Below are 22,251 nucleotides of genomic sequence, written 5' to 3'. Positions count from 1 at the left end.
TATGTCTGATGTTCCCCTACTAGAGATTGTCGATTTGACGATAGACGTGGCCGCTGAAGGACGGTGGCGCCGGGCTGTAGACGGTGTGAGCGTGACGGTCGCGCGGCAAGAGATCCGAGGTCTTGTCGGCGAATCAGGAAGCGGAAAGACGCTCACCGCTCTGGCGGTTATGGGTTTGCTCTCAAAGACGAGCACCCGGGTGGTCGGGGGGCAGATCCGCTTCAATGGAGTAGATCTACTCTCCCAATCACCCCGGGAGTTGAGGCGGTTCCAGGGGGCGCAGCTGGCCATGGTTTTCCAGGAGCCGATGTCGAGTCTAAACCCGGCCTTCACTGTCGGAGATCAGATCAGTGAGGTGCTGCGTCACCACGAAGGCATGTCCAAAGGCGCCGCTCGGACGCGCGCGGCTGCACTGCTGAATGACGTAGGGATCCCTGAGCCGACGCGACAGCTGGACCGCTACCCTCACGAGTTCTCCGGAGGCATGCGACAACGCGTAATGATTGCGATCGCGCTGGCATGCAAGCCGCAGTTGCTAATCGCGGACGAGCCAACAACCGCGCTTGACGTTACGGTGCAAGCACAAATTCTCGACCTCATCCGAGGGCTCTCCGCGGAGTATGGAATGGCGGTTCTGTTCATTTCGCACGACTTGGGCGCGGTGGCGGAGTTGTGCAGCGAAGTTACCGTCCTTTATGCCGGTGAGGTTGTCGAGTCCGGAACGGCTCCCTTGCTCTTCAGCACGCCGAAGCACCCTTACACGGGGGGGCTCTTGGCATCGGTGCATTCGTTGGACGACACCAGCAGACTGGGTTGGATTGAAGGCAGGCCGCCGCAGCCCGGTCGTTTCCCCGTGGGCTGCAGGTTTCATCCGCGCTGCGTTTTTGCCTCAGCTAAATGCGTGGATTCACGCCCGGAGCTGCGCGCATTAGACGGACGCCAGGTGAGGTGCCTACGTGCCGAAGAGATCGAGTTGGAAGGCAGACCATGAACTCTGAATTAGTTCTTGACATGGAGCAAGTTTCCATCTCCTACCCCGTCAAGGGTCCCGTGCGGTCCAAGAGACTTCGTGTGGTTTCAGATCTTGACCTCACGGTGGCACGTCACGAAACAGTCGCATTGGTCGGTGAGTCAGGTTCGGGTAAGTCGACAACCGCGCGCGCAGCCCTTCGGCTTCTCGACAGCGAGACGGGCCGTATCTCGTGGGCGGGTGTGGACGTCACCCAGTTGTCCGAGCGGCAACTGAGGCCGCTGCGCTCGCGAGCCCAGATGATCTTTCAGGACCCATACTCGTCCCTGAACCCGGCGATGACGGTGTTTCAGCTGATCGCTGAGGCACTTGGGCAGACGAGCCTCCCGAGGACGGAATGGCGCGGCCGGGTGCAGCAACTGCTCGAGGACGTGGGCCTCAGCTCGGGTCATGCGGACCGGTACCCATACGAGTTCTCCGGCGGCCAGCGCCAGCGTGTCGCCATCGCGAGGGCGCTCGCTTTCGAACCCGACCTCATAATCTGCGACGAGGCGGTGTCCGCGCTCGATGTCTCGACACAGAACCAGATCATGGCGCTGCTCGCGCGGCTTCGAGAGGAGCATGGGATCGCCTACCTGTTCATTAGCCATGATTTGGCCCTTGTCCGGCACCTGGCCCACCGAGTGTTGGTGATGTACGCCGGCCGCGTGGTGGAGTCAGGTGCCCCGAAGGACATCTTCACCTCGCCCAGACATCCATACACCCGCGCACTTCTGTCCGCAGTGCCGCAGGTTTCGGCCCGGTCCCGTCAGGAGCGCGGGGCACGAATTGAGCTACCCGGAGACGTGCCACGACCCGGCTCCGTCACCCGGGGGTGCGTTTTTCGCTCCCGCTGCCCCTGGGCTATGCCCATTTGCGCCGAGGAGATGCCAGAGCCTTTCATCACAGATGAGCAGACAATGGCCAAGTGCTATCTGCACACAGTGGGACCGAAGCTGCAGGGCCGCTCCGTGTCTTCGCTCCCAATACCGACGGTCCGGGACCGTACGGCCGGCGAATCCACGTCGGTCACGCCGGAGCCGTCATCTGGCACCCTTCGCAGGTGATCACCAAGGTTTATTCGCACACAATAGGCAGACCCTGTATTTGTAGATGGAGTCTGCCTCGGGTGCTGTCCCACCGTCAAGCTGGCGGCGCAGAAAGGTGCGACTGAACGGGCCGGTCCGATCGCCACTGCATCGACCACTTCGACGACCCGTACGACCTGGCGCACCGCTTCTCGTCGGGAGACATCATCGTCGGCGGCGGCATCGGTTGGAACGTGGTCGCCAGCATGTCGACGGCGACCGTACCAAACTTGGTATCACCGAGCTCGCTCACTCGAGAAGCGTGACGAACGCGCCGACGAGTTCCCGGGTGTCCTTCTCCAGCTCTGGGACAGTTGGAGAAGGACGCGATCGTGGTCGACAAGGCGGCCGGAGTCTGCGTCGACTCCGCCAAAGTGCACGGAATCGACCATATTGGTAGGCAGTACTCGCTGCGAGACCAAGCGTTTCTGCCTCTCACGCCGCAAGGCCGTCCCATTCTCGTGCAGGCCAGCTCGTCGGCACCCGAAATCACGTCCGCCGCCAACACTCGGAGGCAGTCTTCACAGCGCAGGGCACCATCGAGGAGGGGCCCGCCGTCTTTCCCAACCCCAAGTCGCGGGCCCAGTCACAACGGACACAACCCGAGCACGGGCTGGTCCTACCCGGGCTCGTGACGATTATCGTGGGCGTAGCGGCGAAAGTGCAGCCAAGGCGCTTGAACTGGAACTGATTGTGGTTGATCAAGCTCACGCGCAGCTGGTCGACCACGCCAGCGTCCCGATCGAGCGCATTGCCCTCGACAGTCCTCGGCCAAACGACACCCGGCGCCGGGGCAGCCTCTACGAGATCAAGGCGATAGTTCGCCGAGAGAACCTCACCGGCCGAGAGTTGCTCACTAGGCTCGACGGTAGCCGCGGCCACCAGAAGCGCGCCGGCAGGCCCGAGCAAACGGCCGACGTCATCGCATCGTGCTTCAATACGGGCGCGTCCGACGTCCCCCTGGTCGTGCCGCTCACCCTGCATGGGGGCTGGAGGACTCTACGTCGATCATGTCATCCGTATCCGCCGCACACGCGGGCTCTCCCGTAGCGTCTATGAAGCGGAAACCCTGCGCGGGCTAAGGTCTGCCGATGCCCCCAGGGGCGCACCAGGAAATCTCGGCGACTTCGACGCTCTGCGCATCGTTGAACCGGTAGTGGGTGGATTCGCCACTACACTCAGTTCACTTGGCGATAGGACGACGCGAGCGTCTCGGCCTGCCGGGAAATCACCTCTGGCGCCGGGTGGGTTAAGATGTAGGCGCGATTCTCGAGAATCCCATCCAGCACCATCGGGCCCACCCAATCGGGATCAATCGGCTGCATATTATGCGTAACCCTTGTCTGGTCTGTGACGACGTCTTTATTCTCCGCGCCGAGCGCTTCCCAGTTGTCGACATAGCTAGCCCACGGGACGACAGGCCGCGCCTCCGACCGCTCAGCCTCCGGACGGAGACGCTCGCTGGTGGAAATACGCGTTTTCACTGCTCCTGGCACAAGAACGGACACCGCGATGTTGAAGCCGGCGGCCTCGTACTCGGCTCGCGTCACCCGCGACAGCCCATCGACCGCACACTTGGCAGCCGTATAGGCAGAGTGCCCCGGTGAAGCGTTGAACACTCCGAATGATGTGGTGTTTATGATGTGCTTCGGTGCGACGGTCTCACGCATCCGCGGGACGAATGCCCTATGACCGTTGAAGACACCCCAGAAGTTGACGTTCATCATCCACTCGAAGTCTTCGAGGCTGGCATCCCAGCTTGAGCGGAAGGGGCGCCAGGTGACGCCAGCGTTGTTTGCCAGCACAGCGATGTCGCCGAACTCCTCGTACGCAGCGGCGGCCAGCGCCTCGACTTGGTCGAGCTTGGAAACATCCACCGGCACCGCAATACTGTTCACGCCCAGTTTCCGGACCTCCTCAGTGACCGCGGCCGCAGCCTCCGAGTCAACGTCGGCAATGACAATATTCATACCTTTTTCTGCGAGGCTGAGGGCGATCGAACGACCCATTCCGCCGCCCGAGCCGGTGATCACCGCTCCACGACCTTGCAACTCTTCCAGTTTCACGGAGTCTCCTTATCAGACACGGGTCGGCAAGGAGCGTAGAAGCGCCGATGAACCCGGGGTGCCCGGATCGCTTTGCATCCTCGCCGTCTCGCACTAGCATGGCATGTAACTCTTATTATGAATAGTCTGTTTACGGCCAATCTTCTTGGCAGTGGATTAACGCTTTCAAGAGCAGAAGTCGACCGAGACCCAAATTGAGGTGGAGTTGTGACGAGTAAGACCGTGCCAGCGCCCTTGGCTGGCAAGCGTGCGCTAGTGACCGGCGCCGCCCAAGGCATCGGACGAGCCACCGCGGTGATGCTGGCCCAACAGGGTGCGGCGCACGTAATCGTGACCGACCGGAATGCGGAGCTGGCTGAAGAGACCGCTGAACTGGTGCGCGGAATGGGTGCCGAGGCGACCGTTCTGCTGGCAAACCTCCGGAGCTCGGCTGAGATCGCTGGGCTGGTTGAAGCCTCGGTAGCTGCCATGGGAGGGCTCGATACCCTGGTCAACAACGCGGGTGTCGTCGATTCCACCCTCACTGACGTCTCAAGGGTGGACACCCTTGAGGAGGAAAACTGGGACCTCGTCTTCGATGTCAACGTTAAGGCGATGTGGCTCTTGACCAAGCTGTCCGCGCCCCACCTGCGACTCGGCAACGGCGCTGCAATTGCCAACTGCTCCTCGGTCGCCGGACTCACGGGATACCCAATGGCGCCGGCGTACTGCGCCAGCAAGGGAGCGGCGATTCAGCTTACCCGCGCGTCTGCAGTCGACCTCGCGCCACACATCCGGGTCAATGCCTACTGCCCCGGGGCGACCAGCACTCCGATGCGTGACCGGATCCTTGATGTTGCGCCGGATCGAGAAGCGGCCGAGCGCAAGTCGGCGGCATCCTCTCTGATTGGGCGGGCGGGCCGGCCGGACGAGGTGGCGGGTCTGGTGGCCTTTCTCGTCTCCGACGCCGCGTCGTTTGTGAACGGCGTCGTCGTGACCGCGGACGGAGGCGCACTCGCCTGGCGGGGCATGAACTGAAGGCATCGCGTCGGCATCTGGTTCGTCGCTGCGTGACGAACGATGGCGTACTGCGGACCACCGGGCCACGTCTGGGCCCAACAACTCCTGTACTGAAGCTTCGGCGGTCAGACTGGGCATCGCGGGAATTCAGTTCACCTTTCTGGCGGGCGAAATCGTCCACCTCCCGCTTATGAAGGCGTCGCAGTAGATCAGGGTGCCAGCCGTCATGACGTCCTGCCATGAATTCCGGGCGTGAACTGTGAACGAGTTTCCCATTCTCAGGGGCCACTGAAAGCCTTACGCACCCCGGCGGCATCGCGCGGGCACCATGACGGCGTCGGGAGAATTTACGCGTGGCTTTCGCCGCTTCGTCACGTCGGCTGGCGGGGCATTCGATCAATTCTCGCCGTCGTATATTCGCTCGTCACCCGGCGACGAGGCCGCCGTCTACGGGGATTGCCGCCCCCGTAAGATAGCGGCTGAGGTCGCTCGCCAGGAATAGCACCGTTCCAGCGATTTCGTCCGGCTGTGCGATCCGACCAAGCGGAACGTTGCTCATGTACGCATCGACGCGTTGCTGCACGTCTTCGGTAAGCTCCTCGCTGCCGTAGAACCGCGACAGCATCGGCGTCTCAGTGATGCCGGGGCAGATCGCGTTCGCTCGGATGCCCTCAGGGGCGAGGAGCAAAGCGACGGACTTCGCCAGCATAACGACGGCGCCTTTCGCGGCAGAATACGTGGGGCTGCTGGGGGAAGCTACCAGCCCCGAGGTGGACGCCGTGTAGATGATCGACGCCTTCCCAGAAGCGCGCAGAAGGGGAAGCAGGCGTTGCGTGAGTACCGTCGGGGCCCAGACATTGAGCCGCATGCTCCGCTCCCACCTGGCGTAGTCGACGTCCAGTCCTTGAGGGGCCGGGCCGCCGGCATTGTTGAAGAGGATGTCGATCTGGTCGTAGCGAGAGGTCACGGTTTCGACGAACGAAGCCACCGACGAATCGTCGAGCAAGTCGACCTGGATCGCGCAGGCCGTACCTCCGCCCTGCTCGATTTCATCGACAACTGCGTCAGCGCGCGCAAGGTCCATGTCGGCGATGATCACAACGGCGCCGGCGCGGGCGAGGCGGAGCGCCGAGGCGGCGCCCATCCCAGAAGCTCCTCCCGTGACGACCGCGATTCGCCCCCCTAGATCCAGTTGATCCACTTTCACTCCCTCCAGTATTTGGCCTTGTACTTCAAGCTACCGTATTATTGCTATCATTCGCCAGGATTTTCGTCCACCCTCCACGTTCTTTTGAATAAGGAGTAGGCGGACTGGACCCGTTGGTCGACTCCGCCGAGTTCTTCGAAGTGGTTTCTCGGCATTGCGGTCCTGGGGAGCAGAATTGCGCCGAGGCCCTCGGTGATGATCTGCGCGATGTCGCGGCCACGGAAGCCTTCGTCGCAGGGGGTAAACTTCACGGACCGGATCAGCGGCGGCCATTCGTGAGCAGTGCCTATGTGGCTTTGCGTTCACCGATCTTCGGTCAGCCAGTCCCCGGATCACGGGCATGCCTTCGGGGGCGCTGATCAAGTAGAGCCGAAAGTCGCAGAAAAACCGGCAATGGGAGTCGCAATAGCTGCACCTGCCTGGACGGGAAGGTTGAGCGTTTTACCGGTTCCCGGTATTTGCCGAACCGGACAGGCGTGGAGTCCACAAGCCGCAGGATCTCGTGCCAGGACGGCGTGTCCTGGCCATGGTGGCGACCAGTGCGGCGATGAGCGAACCGCCGGCGTGGACGCGTTTGTTGTAGCCGGAGTGGCACGGGATCTGCTGGAACCCCGTGCACTTGTGCCGGTACGGAGCGTATCCATCGTGATCCCGATGACGAGCCCGTGCAGCAGTAGTTGGGCCACGACCAGCCGCAGGAGCTCGGCGCCTTAATTCCGTACCGGATGACTCCGGATCAAAATGACATTCTTGTGTGGTTCCTTTCCCTGTCCTTGGCGATAAGAGTCGTTTGCGAGGCCGGCCCGACGGGCTTCGGTCTGGCCCGATTCCTGCTGGACTCTCGGATAGAACAGTGGTCGTGGCACCATCGAAATTCCAGGGTCCGCTCGGTGGCCGAGTATGAACCAACACCAAGGGTCCGCTGCATTGGCCTGGCTGCTGAAGCGGGGACAGGTCACGGGTAAGAATTCCCTCAGCCGACCAGGAAGCAGCGCGGACCTGGTTCGCTTTTGCGAAGACGTCCGCGGCGATCTGAAGCGTTCCCGCCACCGCATCTGCAACCTGCTGCTGCGCCAAGGCGTCGTATATTCCGGCAGGCAAGCCTGGACTGTTCCCACGGACTCTGGCTGGCCCGCCAGGGTTTCGATAACCGGCCCGGTAGCTGACCTACGAGTCCGCTCGAGGTGATGCATCAGATCTCGGACCGCCTCGACCAAGCGGCCACACCGAAGTCATTCAGCAGTAGATACACCTAGGGACCCGGTCATGGCAGTCTCTGCTAAAGATGTCAACGCAGATCGCCCTCGCCCGGGCCGTGAAGATCGGCGGCTGGGACCTGTTCACCGGCTCCACAATCGGCGCTTACCTGGGCTCGGTCCCGACATATCAATCCTTCGGCGCGCCCCGGTCTCTTGGCTCGATCGAGCGGTTAAACCGGACAACCACTGATCGGGTAACCCGCCAACCATTGATCGGGCACCTGGCGCTCGATCAAGAACGTATACATGCACTACGTGCAAGAGAGCCCATGGCATTGGCCGTGGATGGAAAACCTGCAGTCTATCGATCCGGGGCGATTCAGGACGCAACTCAAGTGATTGCGATGGTTTTGACCCGCAGGAACTCGGAGAGACCCTCCGGGCCGCCTTCACGGCCGTACCCGCTCAGGCCCAACCCCCCATAAGAACGATTCGGCATCATGCTGGGCGCACCGTTGATGAGGGTCACCCCGGCCTCTAATCGCTCCGCCACGCGGTGCGCTCGACGAAGGTCGTTCGTCTGGATGTACGAAACAAGACCGTATGGGGTCGCGTTGGCGATAGCTATGGCATCCTCTTCGGAGTCGAAAGGAATCACGCTCAGAACGGGACCGAAAACCTCTGTCTGGGCTATTTCGGAACGGGGGTCAACGCCAGCGAGCACGGTGGGTTCCAGGAAGTAGCCGCCGGCGAGTCCGTCGCCCGTCAGCCGGCGTCCGCCGTGAGCGAGAGTAGCGCCGTCTTGCGTCGCTCGCTGCGTCAGCTGGGAGATCCGGTTTAGGGCTGCATCGTTGATGACGGGTCCGACGTCCGTCGCCGCGTCGAAGGGGTCACCCACGATGACGGACGAAGCCGCCTTTACTGCCCGATCGACAACTTCGTCGTAGATGTTGCGCTGAACCAGCATCCGGGCCGGCGAACCACAGGTCTGTCCTGCCAGGGTGCTAACGGCGCGGGATGTGCCCCAGGTGACCGCGGCGTCAATGTCGGCATCATCGAAGATGATATAAGCGGCCTTCCCACCGAGTTCCATAACCGCCGGCTTCATCTGTTCCGCGCATGCCCGCAGGATCAGTTTTGCGGTGCTGGGTCCGCCGGTGAAGGAAATCTTCTTCACCAACGGATGCTCTACCAGCCTTGCCCCGGCGGCCGCCGTCCCCGGGACGATGTTGATGACCCCCTCGGGGAATCCGGCTTCCTCGGCGAGTGCTCCGAACAGGTCGGCTGCGAACGGCGTGAATTCAGACGGTTTGATCACCACAGTGTTGCCCGCCGCCAGCGCGGCCGGCACCTTCATTCCGATTGAACCCATAGGAGCGTTCCAGGTGATGATGATCCCGATCACCCCGTAAGGCTGGGGTAACTCGTAGCTGAACTCACCGTCAGGACCAAAGGATGAAGCAACACGCCCCTGCAACTTATCCGCCGCGCCGGCGTAGTAACGGGTCCACTCTAGCGGAAGGGTGAAAAGGTCCTTCGCGGTCTTGACCGGGGTGCCGTTGTCTAAAACTGCAAGGCGGATGAACTCGTCCCGGTTCGCTTCCATCAGGTCAGCCAGTCTGAGGAGGAGCCGTCTGCGTTCGGCTGGGCGGGTGTCCCGCCACCTCAAGTGTGCCTGATGGGCGATTTCGACCGCCCGATCAATCTCTTCGGGTCCCGCCAATGGAATCTCACGGTCAGGCCGTCCGGTCGTCGGATCGATATGACTGTATATGCCCCCCGATCCTTCGAAAAGGACATGCTTTCCGATTCTCAAACCGACGGTGGGTCGACTCCGGTCCAACTCAACCTTGTTCATCGAGGTGCCTTCCAATCTGACCGTCCAGTTCCTCGACTGGTTCGTCTACGTTGACTTCAAAACTGGTTGCCTAAGGTGGCGCTCGTCACTGGGAAAGGAATCTAGGCGTACCATTGACATTGTTATAGACTACTTTAGCCGAATCAAAACACACTGGCGTGGATCGGGGAGAAATTGCTAGACCAAACGATAAGTGAAGCTACCCCGGGTTCTATGGAATCCAACAACGGGCAGCGGTACCTTGACATTGCGCGGGAGCTCAGGCCTCTTATTGAAGCTGAGGCTGATGAGATGGAGCGAAACCGCAAAATCTCCCCAAAGGTGATCGAGGCGTTCAAAGGGGCTGGCCTCCCCTGGATGCTCGTTCCGGAGGCGGCTGGCGGCGGTGGTCTCCGCGTGACTGAGGCGATGAAGGTTATTGAACAAGTTGCGTCCATTGACGGGTCCACGGGGTGGTGCCTGAATGTATATACCATCGGGGCGGGGTTTCAGGCGGGCGTGTTGCCCGAGGCAGCCACGATGCACTTATTCGGAGGGGAGCGAAAGCGGCTCACCTGCGGCGCAGCGGTTCCCGGAGGACGCGGAACATTCGTTGATGGTGGAATTCGTGTCACCGGCCGTTGGCAGTTCGGGAGCGGCAGCGATTACGCGGACTATATCGGTTGCGCTGCGACGATGTACGACGACCAGGGCAACATGCTGATGATCGACGACGGTGTGCCCGACATGCGTTTTGCCTTCGCACCGCGTGACCAAATCCAGTTCCACGGCAACTGGGATGTTGCGGGGCTGGTAGGCACCGGCAGCGTGGACTACTCCGCGACCGACCTGTTCGTTCCCAACGACTTCGTCCAGAGGCTGACGGGCGCCACCCCGGTCCGGCCAGAACCCATGTATCAGATGGGCTTCAACGGCCTCTTCGCTTCAGGCCACAATGCGATCACCCTCGGTTTGATGCGGGGTGCGTTGCGTGAGGTTGCGAAGCTGACTGATGGCAAGAACCGAGGAGGCTACCCGGTTCCTGTGAGCGACTATCCGGTCTTCCAGTACGAGTTCGCCAAGCATGAAGCGGAGTACCAGGCCGCACGAGCATATGCGCTGAATACTGTCGAGCAGGCGCAGCAGATGGCCGAGCATGCGGGTCAGGCGACTCCCGAGCTCATGAGCCGTATGCAGCAATCGGCGACCTGGACTCACAAAGTCGCCGAGCGAGTTGTCAATTTCGCGCGACTGTGGTCGGGGTCGCCCTCCTTCCGTCAGCCTAGCCGGATAGGACGGGTCTTCCGTGATATGGCCGTGGCGACCCAGCATCTTCAGGTCGACGACATTTCGTTCGTCAATACGGCGCCCGACCTTCTCGCCGCGTGGAAAGCACTCTGACTCAATCGCGAACAGGTGTCTGTCATAGAGAACCAAAGCCAGGCACCTGGCGAAGGCTACAGGAGCCGGACTGTCAAGCTTGACGACAGCGAAACGGACCGAAGTCGCCGAGGCCCAGAAACACATCTAAGGACACAGACCTATCAAAGGGGCGAAGATAATGTACGACGGTGACACAGACGCGGATAGAGCGGGGCGTCCGCTACGTTTTTGCTTGTTCACGACGAACGCCCCGGCGGGTATTCCAGGGTCACCCTGGAACCAGCCGCTTGGTGTGGGACACGACTACCGGTCGCTGAAATCGTGGACTGAGCTCGCGCGGGGGCTCGAGGAGGCGAAGTTCGACGGCCTTTTCCTGGCGGATCACTCCGGCGTCCATGACACCTACGAGGGGTCGCGTGATGCCGCGGTGCGCTGGAGTGTCGGGTTCCCGAGCAACGACCCAAGCGCTTTGGTGGCCGCGCTTGCGGGGGCGACCGAGCACCTGGGACTTGCCTTCAGCGCAAACGTGATTCAGGAGCACCCGTACAGCTTTGCTCGGCGTGTGGCTACGATCGATCACCTCACCGAGGGCCGAGTGGCGTGGAACATCGTGACTTCGTTCCAGAAGTCGGCCTGGCGGAACGTCGGATTCGAAGACATTGCCTCGCACGCTGACCGGTATGTGCGCGCGGAGGAGTATGTAGATGTGTTCTACAAGCTGCTCGAGGGCAGTTGGGAAGATTGCGCCGTCATTCGGGACGTGGAAACCGGAGTCTATGCTGACCCGACGGCCGTGCATTCCATCGATCACGTTGGTGAGCTCTACAGCTCTGCCGGACCGATATCCGTAGAACCCTCCCCTCAGCGGATGCCCGTTCTGTTCCAGGCGGGCTCCTCGAACGATGGTCGCTCCTTCGCTGCCCGAAATGCGGAGGCGATTTTCATCGGAGCGAGGAATCCGCGCGGCGCAGCGGCTGTCGTGGACGACATGCGGACGCGGGTGAAGCAGGAAGGCCGGCGCCCCGAGGACCTCCTGGTATTCCAAGCGCTTAAGTGCATCACCGCTGCTACCGAGGAGGAGGCGGAGCGGAAGGCCGACGAGATGCTTAGCTACTGGAATGACGAGGCGAGTCTCGCGTTCCAGAGCGCCACGCTGGGTGTTGACCTGAGCACAGTCGAACTAGATACCCCAATCGGTGACATGGACACGAACGCAATGCAGGGAAACCTTCGTGCACTCTTAGAGGCCGCGCCCGACAAGCAGTGGACCTTCCGTGACTTCGCGAAGTGGACGCAAAAGCCCGACGTGGTAGGGACTGGTGAGCAGGTCGCCGATGCCATTGAGGAGTGGGCGGCAACAGGCATCGACGGCATCAACCTCATATTCATTAACGGACCTGGAGAGCTCGCAGACTTCTCCCGCTACGCCGTGCCGGAACTGCAGCGCCGCGGGCTCATGCAGACGGAGTACGCGTCAGGCACGCTCAGGCAGAAGTGGTTCGGGGCTTCTCATGTGAATGAGCGTCATCCGGCCGCGAAGTACCGGCGTGGCGCGGGCAGTGGAAAGGGCGTGGCCTGATGGCGGATTCGATGATTAAGATCGAGCCGGACCTCTTCCGCCGCGTCCTGGGTCACTTCCCCACCGGCGTTGTGGTGGTGACGGCAATGGGGAAAGACGGAAACCCGGTCGGCATGGCCGTGAACGCGTTCACGTCCGTCTCACTGGAGCCGCCGCTGGTCGCCTTCTTCCCCGCCGTCTCATCCAAGACCTGGCCTGAGATCGAATCCTGCGGTGGCTTCTGCATCAACATCCTGAGCACGCGGCAGGAGAAAGTATCGCGAGGTTTCAGTCGGTCCGGTACCGACAAGTTCGCGGGGGTGCCGTGGTATCCGTCACCCGGCGGTATGCCTGCGTTGGAAGACGCAGTGGCCTGGATCGACTGCGATTTGTTCCGAGTGGATGAAGCGGGAGACCACTACGCCGCGTACGGGCGGGTGAAGGACATGCGGCTTCAAGAGGGCTCGGGCCCATTGGTGTTCTTCCGGGGTGGCTATGGCGGCTTCGAACCGGTGTCCCTGGTAGCCGGGGACCCCCGCAACGATCTGGGAGTGCCCCTGCGCTTGGTTGACCTCGCGCGCCCTGCGCTCGAAGAGTTCACCGAACGCTCGAACACGCAGGTGGCAGTGACCGGTCTGGTCGGCGACGAACTCGTCGTCCTCGCAGTGGCAGGAGCGCCAGCGGAGGACCGTGCGTCGGGCACGTTCGTGGGCGTGCGAGTACGCGCCGTCCCACCGATCGGAGGAACCATCATGGCGTGGGAGCCCCATGAACGTGTGGCAACCTGGACGGCGTTAGCTCCCGCAGAGGAGACCGAGAACGTCCTCTCGCGGCTTGAGGCCATTCGTCGCTCGGGCATTGCCTACTCGCTCGAAGGCGGGGGTATCAAAGACTGGCAGGACGCGATGTCGGAAGCTTTCGAGGACAGGCAGTCGCGAGAGAAGATGCTTACGAAGCGCACGCGTGAGCTGATGGTTCCGCAGGTTGATGAACGGGATGCGGCACGCGTGCGTAACGTGCATGTCCCGGTCTTCGATGCCAGCGGGCGGGTCGGCCTCGTGCTTCACGTGGGCGGGTTCGAGCCTCTCGACAACGAGCGCCTCGCGGAGTTTGTTGCTGAAGTGAAAAGCCTCGCCGGCAACATCTCGAAGCTGGCAGCGAGCTGATCCGACCGGTGCAGGTAGATTCCGCATCATTTGAGTAACCTGCGTCCGCACGCTTTGGTGGCGGTCGTGTCGCGACACTATTAACTACGCCAGCAAGGGAGTGGTCCGCCGTGCTACGGCTTAGGCGAGGGCGGTCGCCACGGCGTACGGGCAGTTCGAGTCATGCTCCGGTTCGGTGACGACGGGTCGGGCATGAAACGCCCCGCGGCAGGTTTCCGGCGGGGCGTTGAGTATTGCCGAGAGGGTGGGCTTCGTCGATGACGACCACGGGCAGCGGGATCGTTCGTCCAATCCCGGCCGGCAGGGACGCGGTCTGGGAAGCCAGGCTTATGAGTAGAACGCGGCTGCCGCCGACAGTGGCCATGATTGCCGCGTGGATCCCGCGCACAGTGATCGTGGGTCGGCGATGTAGATGATCTCGGGTTTCGGGAGGTTTCGAGCTGGGCCAGGGCGGCGAGGACGGCGACCGTTTTTTTGGCGCCGTCCTAGCCGGTGATGACGCCGGTCTGACTGACGCACCGCTGGACCGCGCCTTCGCTTCCCGGTGTATGGGTGGGGGTGCAGGGTTTGGGGCGGAATGCAAGGGCCCGAAAGGCATGCGGGTGAAGCCGTAGTGGGACTGCAGGTTCTCAATGCACATGCTGTCAGTGAAGGCGTAGTCAGAAGCGCTACCGGCTGCCCACCGGCGAGGGAAAGCTAGTTCGACTGATCGGCCGCGACCGAAGGGCTGCCAGGGTTTCGGGCGTGCTCGTCCTTGACAGGGTGTTGGAAACGTCTATTGTAATAGATAGCATGATTCGATTATAGTTCAGCGTCGAAGCAATGAAGGCGGTTTCCGCCGAAGGCTCGCATGGAATGTGCAGGGATGATGGCGCCCGTTCTAATCCGGACGCCGGGAGTGGAGGCAACTGTGGCGCAGACAGCCAAGGCTGTAGTATTCGAAGGCCCGGAAAAGTTCGTCTTGCGGGAGTTGCCGCTTCCGGACATTGGTCCCGAAGAGTTGATGGTCGAAGTGCTGTTGTGCGGTGTTGACGGCTCTGAGGTCCACATGTTCCGAGGCGAGGTTGCTTGGATGAACGCTGCTGCGCCGGTGATCTTCGGCGATGAAATCGTGGGCCGGGTGGCCGTCATTGGCAACGGGGCCAGGCAGAAGCGGGGGCTGGATGTCGGCGACCGGGTGATCGTTGAAGCCAGGTGGGGTTGCAACCAGTGCCGCCCGTGCATCAAGGGCCATTATTACCTCTGCCGGAAGAACAGGGTGCCCGTCATGACGGGGTACGGAGTGATGAATCTCGATCGAGCGCCAGGGCTGTGGGGCGGCTACGCCACACACGCGTACGTGCCGGCGGAAGCAATCGTCCATAAAGTGCCTGATGGGATGGACTCGAAGACCGCGTTGATCGCGTCTGGGGTGCTGGCCAATGGCCTCCGCTGGAGTTCATTCGGTGATATCGGCCTTGGCACGCGTGTTGCCGTGGTCGGTCCTGGCCCCCAAGGTCTATGTACGGTCCTCGCGGCGGCGCGCCGGGGTGCGCAGGTCGTGTCCATAGGCTTGGAGTCGGACGCCGAACGCCTGGCGGTGGCCAAGCGCTTTGGTGCCGTCGAGACGATTGCGATAGCCCCCGGCGAAGACGCCGCGACGACGCGGGATCGAGTGATCGCTGCGATGGGTCCGATAGACGTCGCGATCGACGTTGCCGGTTATGCCCCGGCGAAGGAGTTGGCACTGAGTTTGCCGCAGGTTCTGGGCGCGGTGGTCAGCCCGGCGGTCGCGACGCCCCATGTCCAGCCGGTCGACTTCATGCACATGCTAAGGAACGAGATCACGATGTTCGCCCCGAACTCGCACCCGCATTCCGTGAAACCGGCGCTCGAGCTTGCCGCGCAGCTGCTGGATGAGGGGATCGACCTGGGCGAATTCGTGTCGCACGTCTACCCACTCGAGGCAGCGGAGGAAGCGATCCGCGTAACAGGCGGCGAGACCGACGAACGGCCGATCAAGACGGCACTCGACCCGACACTGTCTGCCTGACAACTGCAATGGGCCAATCAAACACTTTTCATGCTTGCGTTGATTTGAGCTGATCGAAAGTGACTCGTGAATGGACGTGCGTCCGCGAGGCCGACACGATACCCGAACTGGGGCGGCGGGTGGCCTTTCTTGAGGCCCACCATGCGATTAAGGCAACGCTGTATGCGCCCGCTCACGCCATCGACTATGGCGACGAGACGGCATTAGCTGACACGTTCACCCAGGACAGTGTGTTCGAGGTAGTCGGACCCGGCCAGGAGGTGGTGCTTCGCTTACAGGGGAACGACGAACTCCGCTTGTTCATTTCCGGTCCTAGCCAGGCACCAAGCCGATGGCACAAACATCGGTTGGGTGAGCCTGGGATCGCCCCCAGGACGACTCGACGGCCAGCGATTCCTACTTTGTGCTCGTGGTCGACGAAGGCAATCTCCCGCGCATACGCAGCTGTGGTCGCTGCGGAGACCGGCTCCGTCTCGGCGGGATGGCGTCTGACGGTTCACCCTCCGCCGGTACGAGGTGGAGTCCACGGACCGATCGCTTCCTCCGCTATCTGTTGTGAGTTTCAACGCATGAAGGGCTAGCCGGACGCGATTCTGGGAACGACTAATGCAATCGATCGGAGTAATCACATGGATTTCAAAACGCTAGCTACAGGCCTCGGGTTCACCGAGGGGCCGACCGCGCTCGAAGACGGCACCCTCTGGGTGACGTCGATTGACCATGGCGTCCTTTATCATCTTGATCCGAGCGGCGAGACGATAGAGGTTATCGAAATCGGCGGTCGTCCCAACGGGTTGACCGTAGATGATGCGGGGGTTCTGTACATCACACAAGCCGGAGACGACACGACAACTGCCGGAATACAGCGCGTCGAGGGCGGGCAGGTTAGCCACATAGCGACTGGTCTGGATCAGCCGAATGACCTTTGTTTCGGCCCTGATGGTCGACTCTATTTCACGGATCCGCGTAAAGTGCCCAACATCCTCGATCGGACGTCAGCCCCTGCTGGGCGTCTCTACGCTTGCGATCGCGACGGAGGCAAAATGGATCTCGTTCATGAGGGCATTCTGTTTCCCAACGGTCTAGCGTTCGGTCCTGGCGGGGACATCCTCTACGTGGCCGAGACGGCAACCCCCCACCGCATTTTCCAAGCGTCGATGGATTCCGGTCAGCTAGGGGAACCAGCAGCACTGGCAGTGCTCGATGCCGGCGTGCCTGACGGCATTGCCGTGGATGACACGGGGAATCTCTGGGTAGCGGCGGTGCGAGGGACGTCAGTTCAGGTATTCGACGCCGACGGGCAACTGGTGAGGAAACTCGATTGCGGTGAGGGATCCCGTCCGACCAACCTCTGCTTCGGTCTCCACCAAAAGCTTCTCTACGTGACTGATGCTGGACGTGGCGGGGTTCTGACATTTGACGTGGACGTGCGAGGTGTCGCGCTCTACGGCTAGCCCCTACCACTGGCGCACGTGTCCGCACATATGGACTCGACCCCAAAGGAAGTTCATGACATACGCAATTCCGCAACCCGCTGGTGCGGTCGTGGAGATTCCGGAGAGAGCGGGGGCCTTCAGTCCCGTTTCGTTTGAGGTCGTGCTCGTCCAGTCGCTCGACGGACACGCCCTGGAGGTGGAGTCCAAGTGAGGACCAACGCGAGGGAGCGCTTTAGCGGTCTTGTGGCACGGGGCATGAGGCCCTTGGGTACATTCGTTATGTCGAGCGACCCCTCGACCAGCGCAATCGTCGCGTCAGCCGGCTATGACTTCGTCATCATCGACCGAGAACACGGAATGATCGATCTAGCCGGGGCGGTGAACCATATCCGGGCCATTGAATTGGGCGGAGCAAGTCCTCTGATGCGGGTCCTCGAGCCTTCCGCCAACACGATTCAGCAGGCGCTCGATGCTGGCGCGCACGGGATCGTCGTGCCGAAGGCGGAGGATCCAGGGGTTATTGAGCGCCTGGTCCGGGCGACCCGGTATACGTCGGGCGGTCGCGGAAAGTGTGGGTCAACGCCGGGCGCGGGGTTCGTGACCATGAATGACTGGGGGCCGGTCGCCGCCCGCCACAACGAGAATGTGCTTCTTTTGCCACTCCTCGAAACGAGAGCGGGGGTCGACAACGCAGAGAAGATCGCGGCGGTCGACGGAGTCGATTACCTCTTCTTCGGTCCGGCTGACCTTTCACAGGATCTCGGTCTGGATACGAGCATCGACGCGGACCGGATACAGATCCGGGACATCTTTATAGAAGCGCAGGCATCAATCCGCTCGAGTGGTGCGCGGATGGGAGTGCCGGCTGGGTGGGGGCTTGATGACGAAGCCGACTTCCTCACTATCGGTTCGGATCTTGGCAGCGTTCGGGCGAAGGCGGTCGAGGGACTGGCCCGATTTAGGCCAAGCATGGAATAAGGTCCTGGCATTGGACTCCTGCGCCTGGCCCGTGCAATCTGTCAACGAGCCTACCAGGCTGGGTTGATACGGGCCTGACGGACGTGCCCTCAGACAGTTGCGGCGCATAGTGCATCTCTCCCCGCAGTCAAAGCCCTTATTCGGAATTCGCCATGGCTGATCGGGGGACCTGCTCTAGGTCTATGATGACCTCGACAATTCGGCCGGTCATCGTCAGTCGACCGAGTAATCGTCGGAGTGCACCGAACGTAGTACTCCCGCGGCAGCCGTGCCTGTCTGGAACAGTCTGTCCTGTGGGAAAGGGCAGGACACGCATCGCCTGCCGGTCCAGGCTCACTAGCTTCACCGGCTTGCCGCCTCCGACTTCTCGATCGCCGGTTATTTACCCTCGGGAGCCAGCCGCCCCAGTGTCCTTTTGAGAACTAAGGGGGAGGGGAACCGACGGCCGGGCATGAACCCGCTCCGCCTGCTGGACCAGGATCACTAGTCAAGAAGTCATTGCTGAGTTGTAACTTCAAAATGAAAAGGAGCTCAAAGCCACTGTTCGCTGGAACTTCGAGTCTTGGCGTTGACGTCGACACCGGCGATGGGCTCACTCCACAGGTGCAGACGGGCCAGGCGCATGAACGAAATTTTCCACTCGCCGTTCATTCGACGGTATTCCTCCTCGTAGCCCCCGTACCCCATGCGGCGGGGGAGCGCGCCGGCTCCGGTGATCTCGATGAGCGGTCTGTGCCCGTGATGAGCAGTAGCGGCATTCACAAGAGAGTCACGCGCGCCGTTCACGAAGACGTCGTGCGACGCGTTCGGAAAAATGTTCCGTCTGTTCGTAGATCATCCGTGAACAGCTGCCGCCATGCCTCCCAGTGTTTGGTGTCGAGATAGCGAAAATAATTACCCTTCAACTGCTTGATTGCCTCAACGGCGAGCAGATCATCCAAGTTTGCTGGTGCTCCAGCTTCTTGTCTTTTCGTTGATACCACTGTTGGGCACTCTCGAAAGTGCGCCGTGTGCCTTTGTATTCAGGAGAATCGAATCTCACGTCATAGCGGTGGTTGGACCGGCACGAACTCAGCCAAGCCCTCCGCCCTGCCTCGCCGCCGTATACGCTGAGGCCGAGGCTTCCGTACGAGCGATTTGGCATCAAACTGGTCGCGCCGTTGATGAGAATGACGCCGGCGTTCTGCAGCTCTGCAACGCGATATGGGATGGCGATGATGACGCTGGGTAGGGAAGGGGTCGTTATTTCCTAATGCGCGGACGGTAACCATTACCTAATAACCATTTGCATGGTTAACGCTACCATTGCTAAGAACAATCACACGGTTCTTGACGGGGCTTTGGGTGTCCCGGTCCCGGAGACACCATCGAGCACAAGGAGGAAACATGTCAGGCTATGTCACGCTCAAGGAATCACTGGATGCGAGCCGGACCGCGCTGATTATTTGGGACCTGCAAGCGGGGCTTGCGGGCCAAGCGGACAACCGGGCTGTGTTGGCAGAGCAGGTTCCCAAGTTGATTGCGGGAGCGCGCGCAGCGGGTTGTCGAGTGATCTGGAGTCGGCACGTCGGTGCTCCGGTGGACGAACTGTCACCCGCGGCAATCAGGATTGCCATGCGAATGCAGGGTGTGAGTGATCCTGCGGCCATCGCGCAGTACATGCCGGAGGGGAGTCCCGACGGGGAATGGGTTGAGTGGGCTTCGCCCGACTCGGGTGACGTCGTCCTCTCCAAGTCTCTCCCGACGTTCTTTGTTGGTACAGGACTGGATTCGCTGCTTCGCGGATGGTCGATTGACACCCTGGTGCTGGCGGGAGTCGCCACCGACCACGGCATCGAGGTGACGACTCGGCACGGTCTGGCGCTGGGTTTCACGTGCGTCGTCGCGTCGGACGGTACCGGAAGTTTCACTGCCGACACGCATCAGGACGCACTTGGCAGACTTTCGCAAACCGCCGAGGTGCTCAGTGTGCCGGAGATTCTCGCAATCTGGGAAAGCGGCACTCAGAACTAGCCGGAGTTTGCGCGTGGGCCGGCACTGAAAGAGCGCTACAAATGTCTGTTGATAGAAACCCGGCATCATCTGCCGGTAACGGTGTGGGGTTGCCTTGGGGATGTGCCAGCGGAGTTCGGTCCTTGGCAGACCACTGGAAGCGGCACCCCACTACAGCGGTGACGGCAACTGTGCACCATTCTGACGGCGCTGCTGACGACGGCGGATGCCAATGGCGAAGTGGATTGGTCGGTCTCGGTCGACTCGACGGTGAACCGCGCCCACTAGCACGGCACCAACCTTCCCCGCACCACAGGGGCCTGCTCGAATTACATGAATCTGTTTGCTGAGCCCGACGACTGCTCGTTGCCCCCGGGCAAGGCGGGGACACACCCATGTTCACCCGCCTGATGGACCAGCTGAAGGTCAACCGCGCCGGTCCGGGCCTGCCAGGTAACCGCCGGGACCGGGTTCGCGGTGAGAAGTCGTACTCGTCCAGAGCAATCAGGACCCACCTGCGTGACCGCGGCATCGTCGCTGTCATCCCGCAACCGTCCGAAAACAGGTCGGTCACCGGAAACGACGCGGATCCGCCGGCGGCCGCCCTCAGGCCTTCGACGAAGAGGACTACAAAGGCCGCTACGCCTCCAACGCAACTTCCAAGTCTGCAAGCAGTGGCGGGCCTTGGCGACCCGCTACGACAAACTTGCTCTCACCTATCGCGGCGGAGCAGTCCTCCGGGCCATCGGCATCTGGGTGACAGCTTTAGGAAACACGCCCTAGTACCTGCTGCGGCGCGCTGCGCCTTGAAACGGTGAAGGGGGACAAGGCGTTTGCGTGAAGCAGCCCCACAACAAAGTGGCACAGTGCCCGGAGCGGACTGTGCCTCTCAACGAGCGGCAACGAACTAGCGGCGGCCGCTTCCGTCATCGCGGGATTGGGGGTGGCTGGCGCGGTCCCGCACCTTGTCCCGGACCCGGTCGCGGTGACGCTCAGCAGACTGGCCGGAACGCTGGCCCCGGTCCGCGTTCTCGCCGGAATCATCGTCCCCGCCGTTTGCTGCACTGTACTTTTCGCGAAGTTCGCGCCCGTGCCGGATGTCCTCTTCCTCCTGCTTCTGCAGCTTCTCGCTCTTCTTGGTGTCCCGCGGCGGCAGCTGGATGGTTTCTTCTGCCTCGATGCCGGCCTGAAGCTGGCGGCCACGCTCCATCTCGGCGTCAAACTCCGCACCGAAGAGCAGGGACATGTTCAGGATCCACAGCCACAGCAGCATAACGATCACACCGCCCAGGGCGCCGTAGGTCTTGTTGTAGTTTCCGAAGTTGCCCACATAGAAACCAAAGCCAACGGACGCGAGCAGGAAGACGAACAAGGCAATACCTGAACCCATACTCATCCACTTGAACTTGGGCTGCTTGACGTTAGGCGTGGCGTAGTAGAGCACGGCAATGATCGCGATGATCAGCACCACCATCACCGGCCACTTGGCGATGTTCCAGATGGCGAGGAAGACGCCGCTAAGGCCGATCAGCCCGCCCACTGCCTCCGCCACAGGGCCGCTCAGCACCAGCATGCCGGCCAGGACGGCGACGATGACGATGGCCAGGAGCGTAACTGCCAGCATGGTGCCGCGCAGCTTGACGAACGGACGGCCTTCGTCCACCTCGTACACGCGGTTCATTGCCCGGCCGAAGGCGCCGACGTAGCCGGAGGCGGACCAGAGGGCTGTGGCGAGGCCGATCACCAGGGTGAAGCCTGCTGCCGGCGCGTTGGCCAGATCGGACACAACGCCCCCGACGGTGTCCACCGTTTCGGCGGGGACAAATCCCTGCACTATCTGGAGCAGGGCATCTGTCGTTTTCTGCGGGTCGCCGAAAAGCCCGATCAGTGAAACCAGCGCCAGAATGGCCGGGAACAGGGACAGCACTCCGTAGTAGGTCAGGGCTGCAGCAAGGTCCGGGCAATCATCCTTGGTGAACTCCCGCAGCGTCTTCTTGGCAATGTACTTCCAGTTCGGCTTGTCGAGGTCTGTGGGACTGTCCGGTTTCCGTGAGTCGTTGGGATCCGGTGCCTGCCTGGCCTTGGCAGTGCTGGTTTCGGATGAATCCTGAGTGGCCATGGGGTTGTCCTCTCGTTATGGGTGCAAAAGCTGAGAGGCCGGCTCCGCGGTATGGCGGGGCCGGCCTGTCAGGGTGATGCTCATGCCTTGGGTACCGCGTTGGTGCTTACGTGTTTTGGACGTGGTCTTTGGCGTCGGTGGCGCGGTCTTTGACGTCGGTGACGGCGCCCTGGCCTTCGGCT

17 protein-coding genes are annotated in these 22,251 nt (G+C 61.7%); 11 read left to right on the top strand and 6 right to left on the bottom strand.

The genetic code is table 11. From position 1 onward, the window contains the following. Position 1: 1 nt before the first annotated feature. Together QRN11_RS15485 and QRN11_RS15480 are read left to right on the top strand one after the other, a co-directional pair. Positions 2-991, top strand: coding sequence for an ABC transporter ATP-binding protein (locus QRN11_RS15485; protein WP_285313471.1), 990 nt, complete (start codon positions 2-4; stop codon positions 989-991). Next, the gene (locus QRN11_RS15480; protein ID WP_285313470.1) at positions 988-2,076 is read left to right on the top strand and encodes an ABC transporter ATP-binding protein; all 1,089 of its coding nucleotides are present in this window, start codon (positions 988-990) and stop codon (positions 2,074-2,076) included. The genes QRN11_RS15485 and QRN11_RS15480 overlap by 4 nt, the downstream gene beginning before the upstream one ends. Positions 2,077-3,275: 1,199 nt before the next feature. Here QRN11_RS15480 and QRN11_RS15475 read toward each other — a convergent pair. Then, the gene (locus QRN11_RS15475; protein ID WP_285313469.1) at positions 3,276-4,163 is read right to left on the bottom strand and encodes an SDR family NAD(P)-dependent oxidoreductase; all 888 of its coding nucleotides are present in this window, start codon (positions 4,161-4,163) and stop codon (positions 3,276-3,278) included. Between the two features lie 255 nt (positions 4,164-4,418). Between QRN11_RS15475 and QRN11_RS15470 the strand changes: the two genes are divergently transcribed. Further along, complete coding sequence (locus QRN11_RS15470) at positions 4,419-5,180, top strand: SDR family NAD(P)-dependent oxidoreductase (protein WP_285313468.1); 762 nt, start codon at positions 4,419-4,421, stop codon at positions 5,178-5,180. A gap of 406 nt (positions 5,181-5,586) precedes the next feature. Here QRN11_RS15470 and QRN11_RS15465 read toward each other — a convergent pair whose 3' ends face one another. Both QRN11_RS15465 and QRN11_RS15460 read right to left on the bottom strand, forming a co-directional pair. Beyond that, complete coding sequence (locus QRN11_RS15465) at positions 5,587-6,363, bottom strand: SDR family NAD(P)-dependent oxidoreductase (protein WP_285313467.1); 777 nt, start codon at positions 6,361-6,363, stop codon at positions 5,587-5,589. A gap of 1,596 nt (positions 6,364-7,959) precedes the next feature. Next, a complete protein-coding gene (locus tag QRN11_RS15460; RefSeq protein ID WP_285313466.1) occupies positions 7,960-9,426 on the bottom strand; it encodes an aldehyde dehydrogenase family protein in 1,467 nt (488 codons plus the stop codon). A gap of 213 nt (positions 9,427-9,639) precedes the next feature. Here QRN11_RS15460 and QRN11_RS15455 point away from each other — a divergent pair, with 213 nt between their 5' ends. The 7 genes from QRN11_RS15455 to QRN11_RS15425 all read left to right on the top strand — a co-directional run bounded on the left by QRN11_RS15455 (position 9,640) and on the right by QRN11_RS15425 (position 17,958). Next, a complete protein-coding gene (locus tag QRN11_RS15455) occupies positions 9,640-10,806 on the top strand; it encodes an acyl-CoA dehydrogenase family protein (protein ID WP_285313465.1) in 1,167 nt (388 codons plus the stop codon). Between the two features lie 160 nt (positions 10,807-10,966). After that, a complete protein-coding gene (locus QRN11_RS15450) occupies positions 10,967-12,367 on the top strand; it encodes an NtaA/DmoA family FMN-dependent monooxygenase (RefSeq protein WP_285313464.1) in 1,401 nt (466 codons plus the stop codon). Between the two features lie 11 nt (positions 12,368-12,378). Continuing rightward, entirely contained in the window at positions 12,379-13,512 is a 1,134-nt protein-coding gene (locus tag QRN11_RS15445; protein WP_285313463.1) for a flavin reductase, read from the top strand. Positions 13,513-14,422: 910 nt separating this feature from the next. Then, positions 14,423-15,544, top strand: a complete 1,122-nt coding sequence (locus QRN11_RS15440) for a zinc-dependent alcohol dehydrogenase (RefSeq protein ID WP_285313462.1) — start codon at positions 14,423-14,425, stop codon at positions 15,542-15,544. A 629-nt stretch (positions 15,545-16,173) separates the two neighbouring features. Beyond that, on the top strand, positions 16,174-16,998 hold the full coding sequence (locus tag QRN11_RS15435) for an SMP-30/gluconolactonase/LRE family protein (protein WP_285313461.1): 825 nt from the start codon (positions 16,174-16,176) through the stop codon (positions 16,996-16,998). Positions 16,999-17,053: 55 nt separating this feature from the next. After that, positions 17,054-17,191 (top strand): hypothetical protein, encoded by a 138-nt coding sequence (locus QRN11_RS15430; RefSeq protein WP_285313460.1) that lies wholly within the window; start codon positions 17,054-17,056, stop codon positions 17,189-17,191. Then, positions 17,188-17,958: an HpcH/HpaI aldolase family protein gene (locus QRN11_RS15425; protein WP_285313459.1), complete on the top strand. Its 771-nt coding sequence runs from the start codon at positions 17,188-17,190 to the stop codon at positions 17,956-17,958. The genes QRN11_RS15430 and QRN11_RS15425 overlap by 4 nt, the downstream gene beginning before the upstream one ends. A 531-nt stretch (positions 17,959-18,489) precedes the next feature. On the opposite strand, the gene QRN11_RS15420 is transcribed toward QRN11_RS15425, so the two are convergent. Continuing rightward, positions 18,490-18,720 carry a nuclear transport factor 2 family protein gene (locus QRN11_RS15420; RefSeq protein WP_285313458.1) on the bottom strand — a complete coding sequence of 77 codons (231 nt, stop codon included), beginning with the start codon at positions 18,718-18,720 and terminating at the stop codon, positions 18,490-18,492. Positions 18,721-18,740: 20 nt separating this feature from the next. After that, on the bottom strand, positions 18,741-18,941 hold the full coding sequence (locus QRN11_RS22555) for a nuclear transport factor 2 family protein (RefSeq protein ID WP_350223999.1): 201 nt from the start codon (positions 18,939-18,941) through the stop codon (positions 18,741-18,743). A gap of 403 nt (positions 18,942-19,344) precedes the next feature. Between QRN11_RS22555 and QRN11_RS15415 the strand changes: the two genes are divergently transcribed. Then, positions 19,345-19,971, top strand: coding sequence for a cysteine hydrolase family protein (locus QRN11_RS15415; protein ID WP_285313457.1), 627 nt, complete (start codon positions 19,345-19,347; stop codon positions 19,969-19,971). 886 nt (positions 19,972-20,857) lie between these two features. On the opposite strand, the gene QRN11_RS15410 is transcribed toward QRN11_RS15415, so the two are convergent. Further along, positions 20,858-22,069 (bottom strand): YihY/virulence factor BrkB family protein, encoded by a 1,212-nt coding sequence (locus QRN11_RS15410; RefSeq protein WP_285313456.1) that lies wholly within the window; start codon positions 22,067-22,069, stop codon positions 20,858-20,860. Positions 22,070-22,251 lie beyond the last annotated feature (182 nt).

This window comes from Pseudarthrobacter sp. fls2-241-R2A-168 (genome assembly GCF_030209335.1).
Lineage (GTDB): Bacteria > Actinomycetota > Actinomycetes > Actinomycetales > Micrococcaceae > Arthrobacter.
This window is presented reverse-complemented; position numbering and strand designations above follow the sequence as displayed.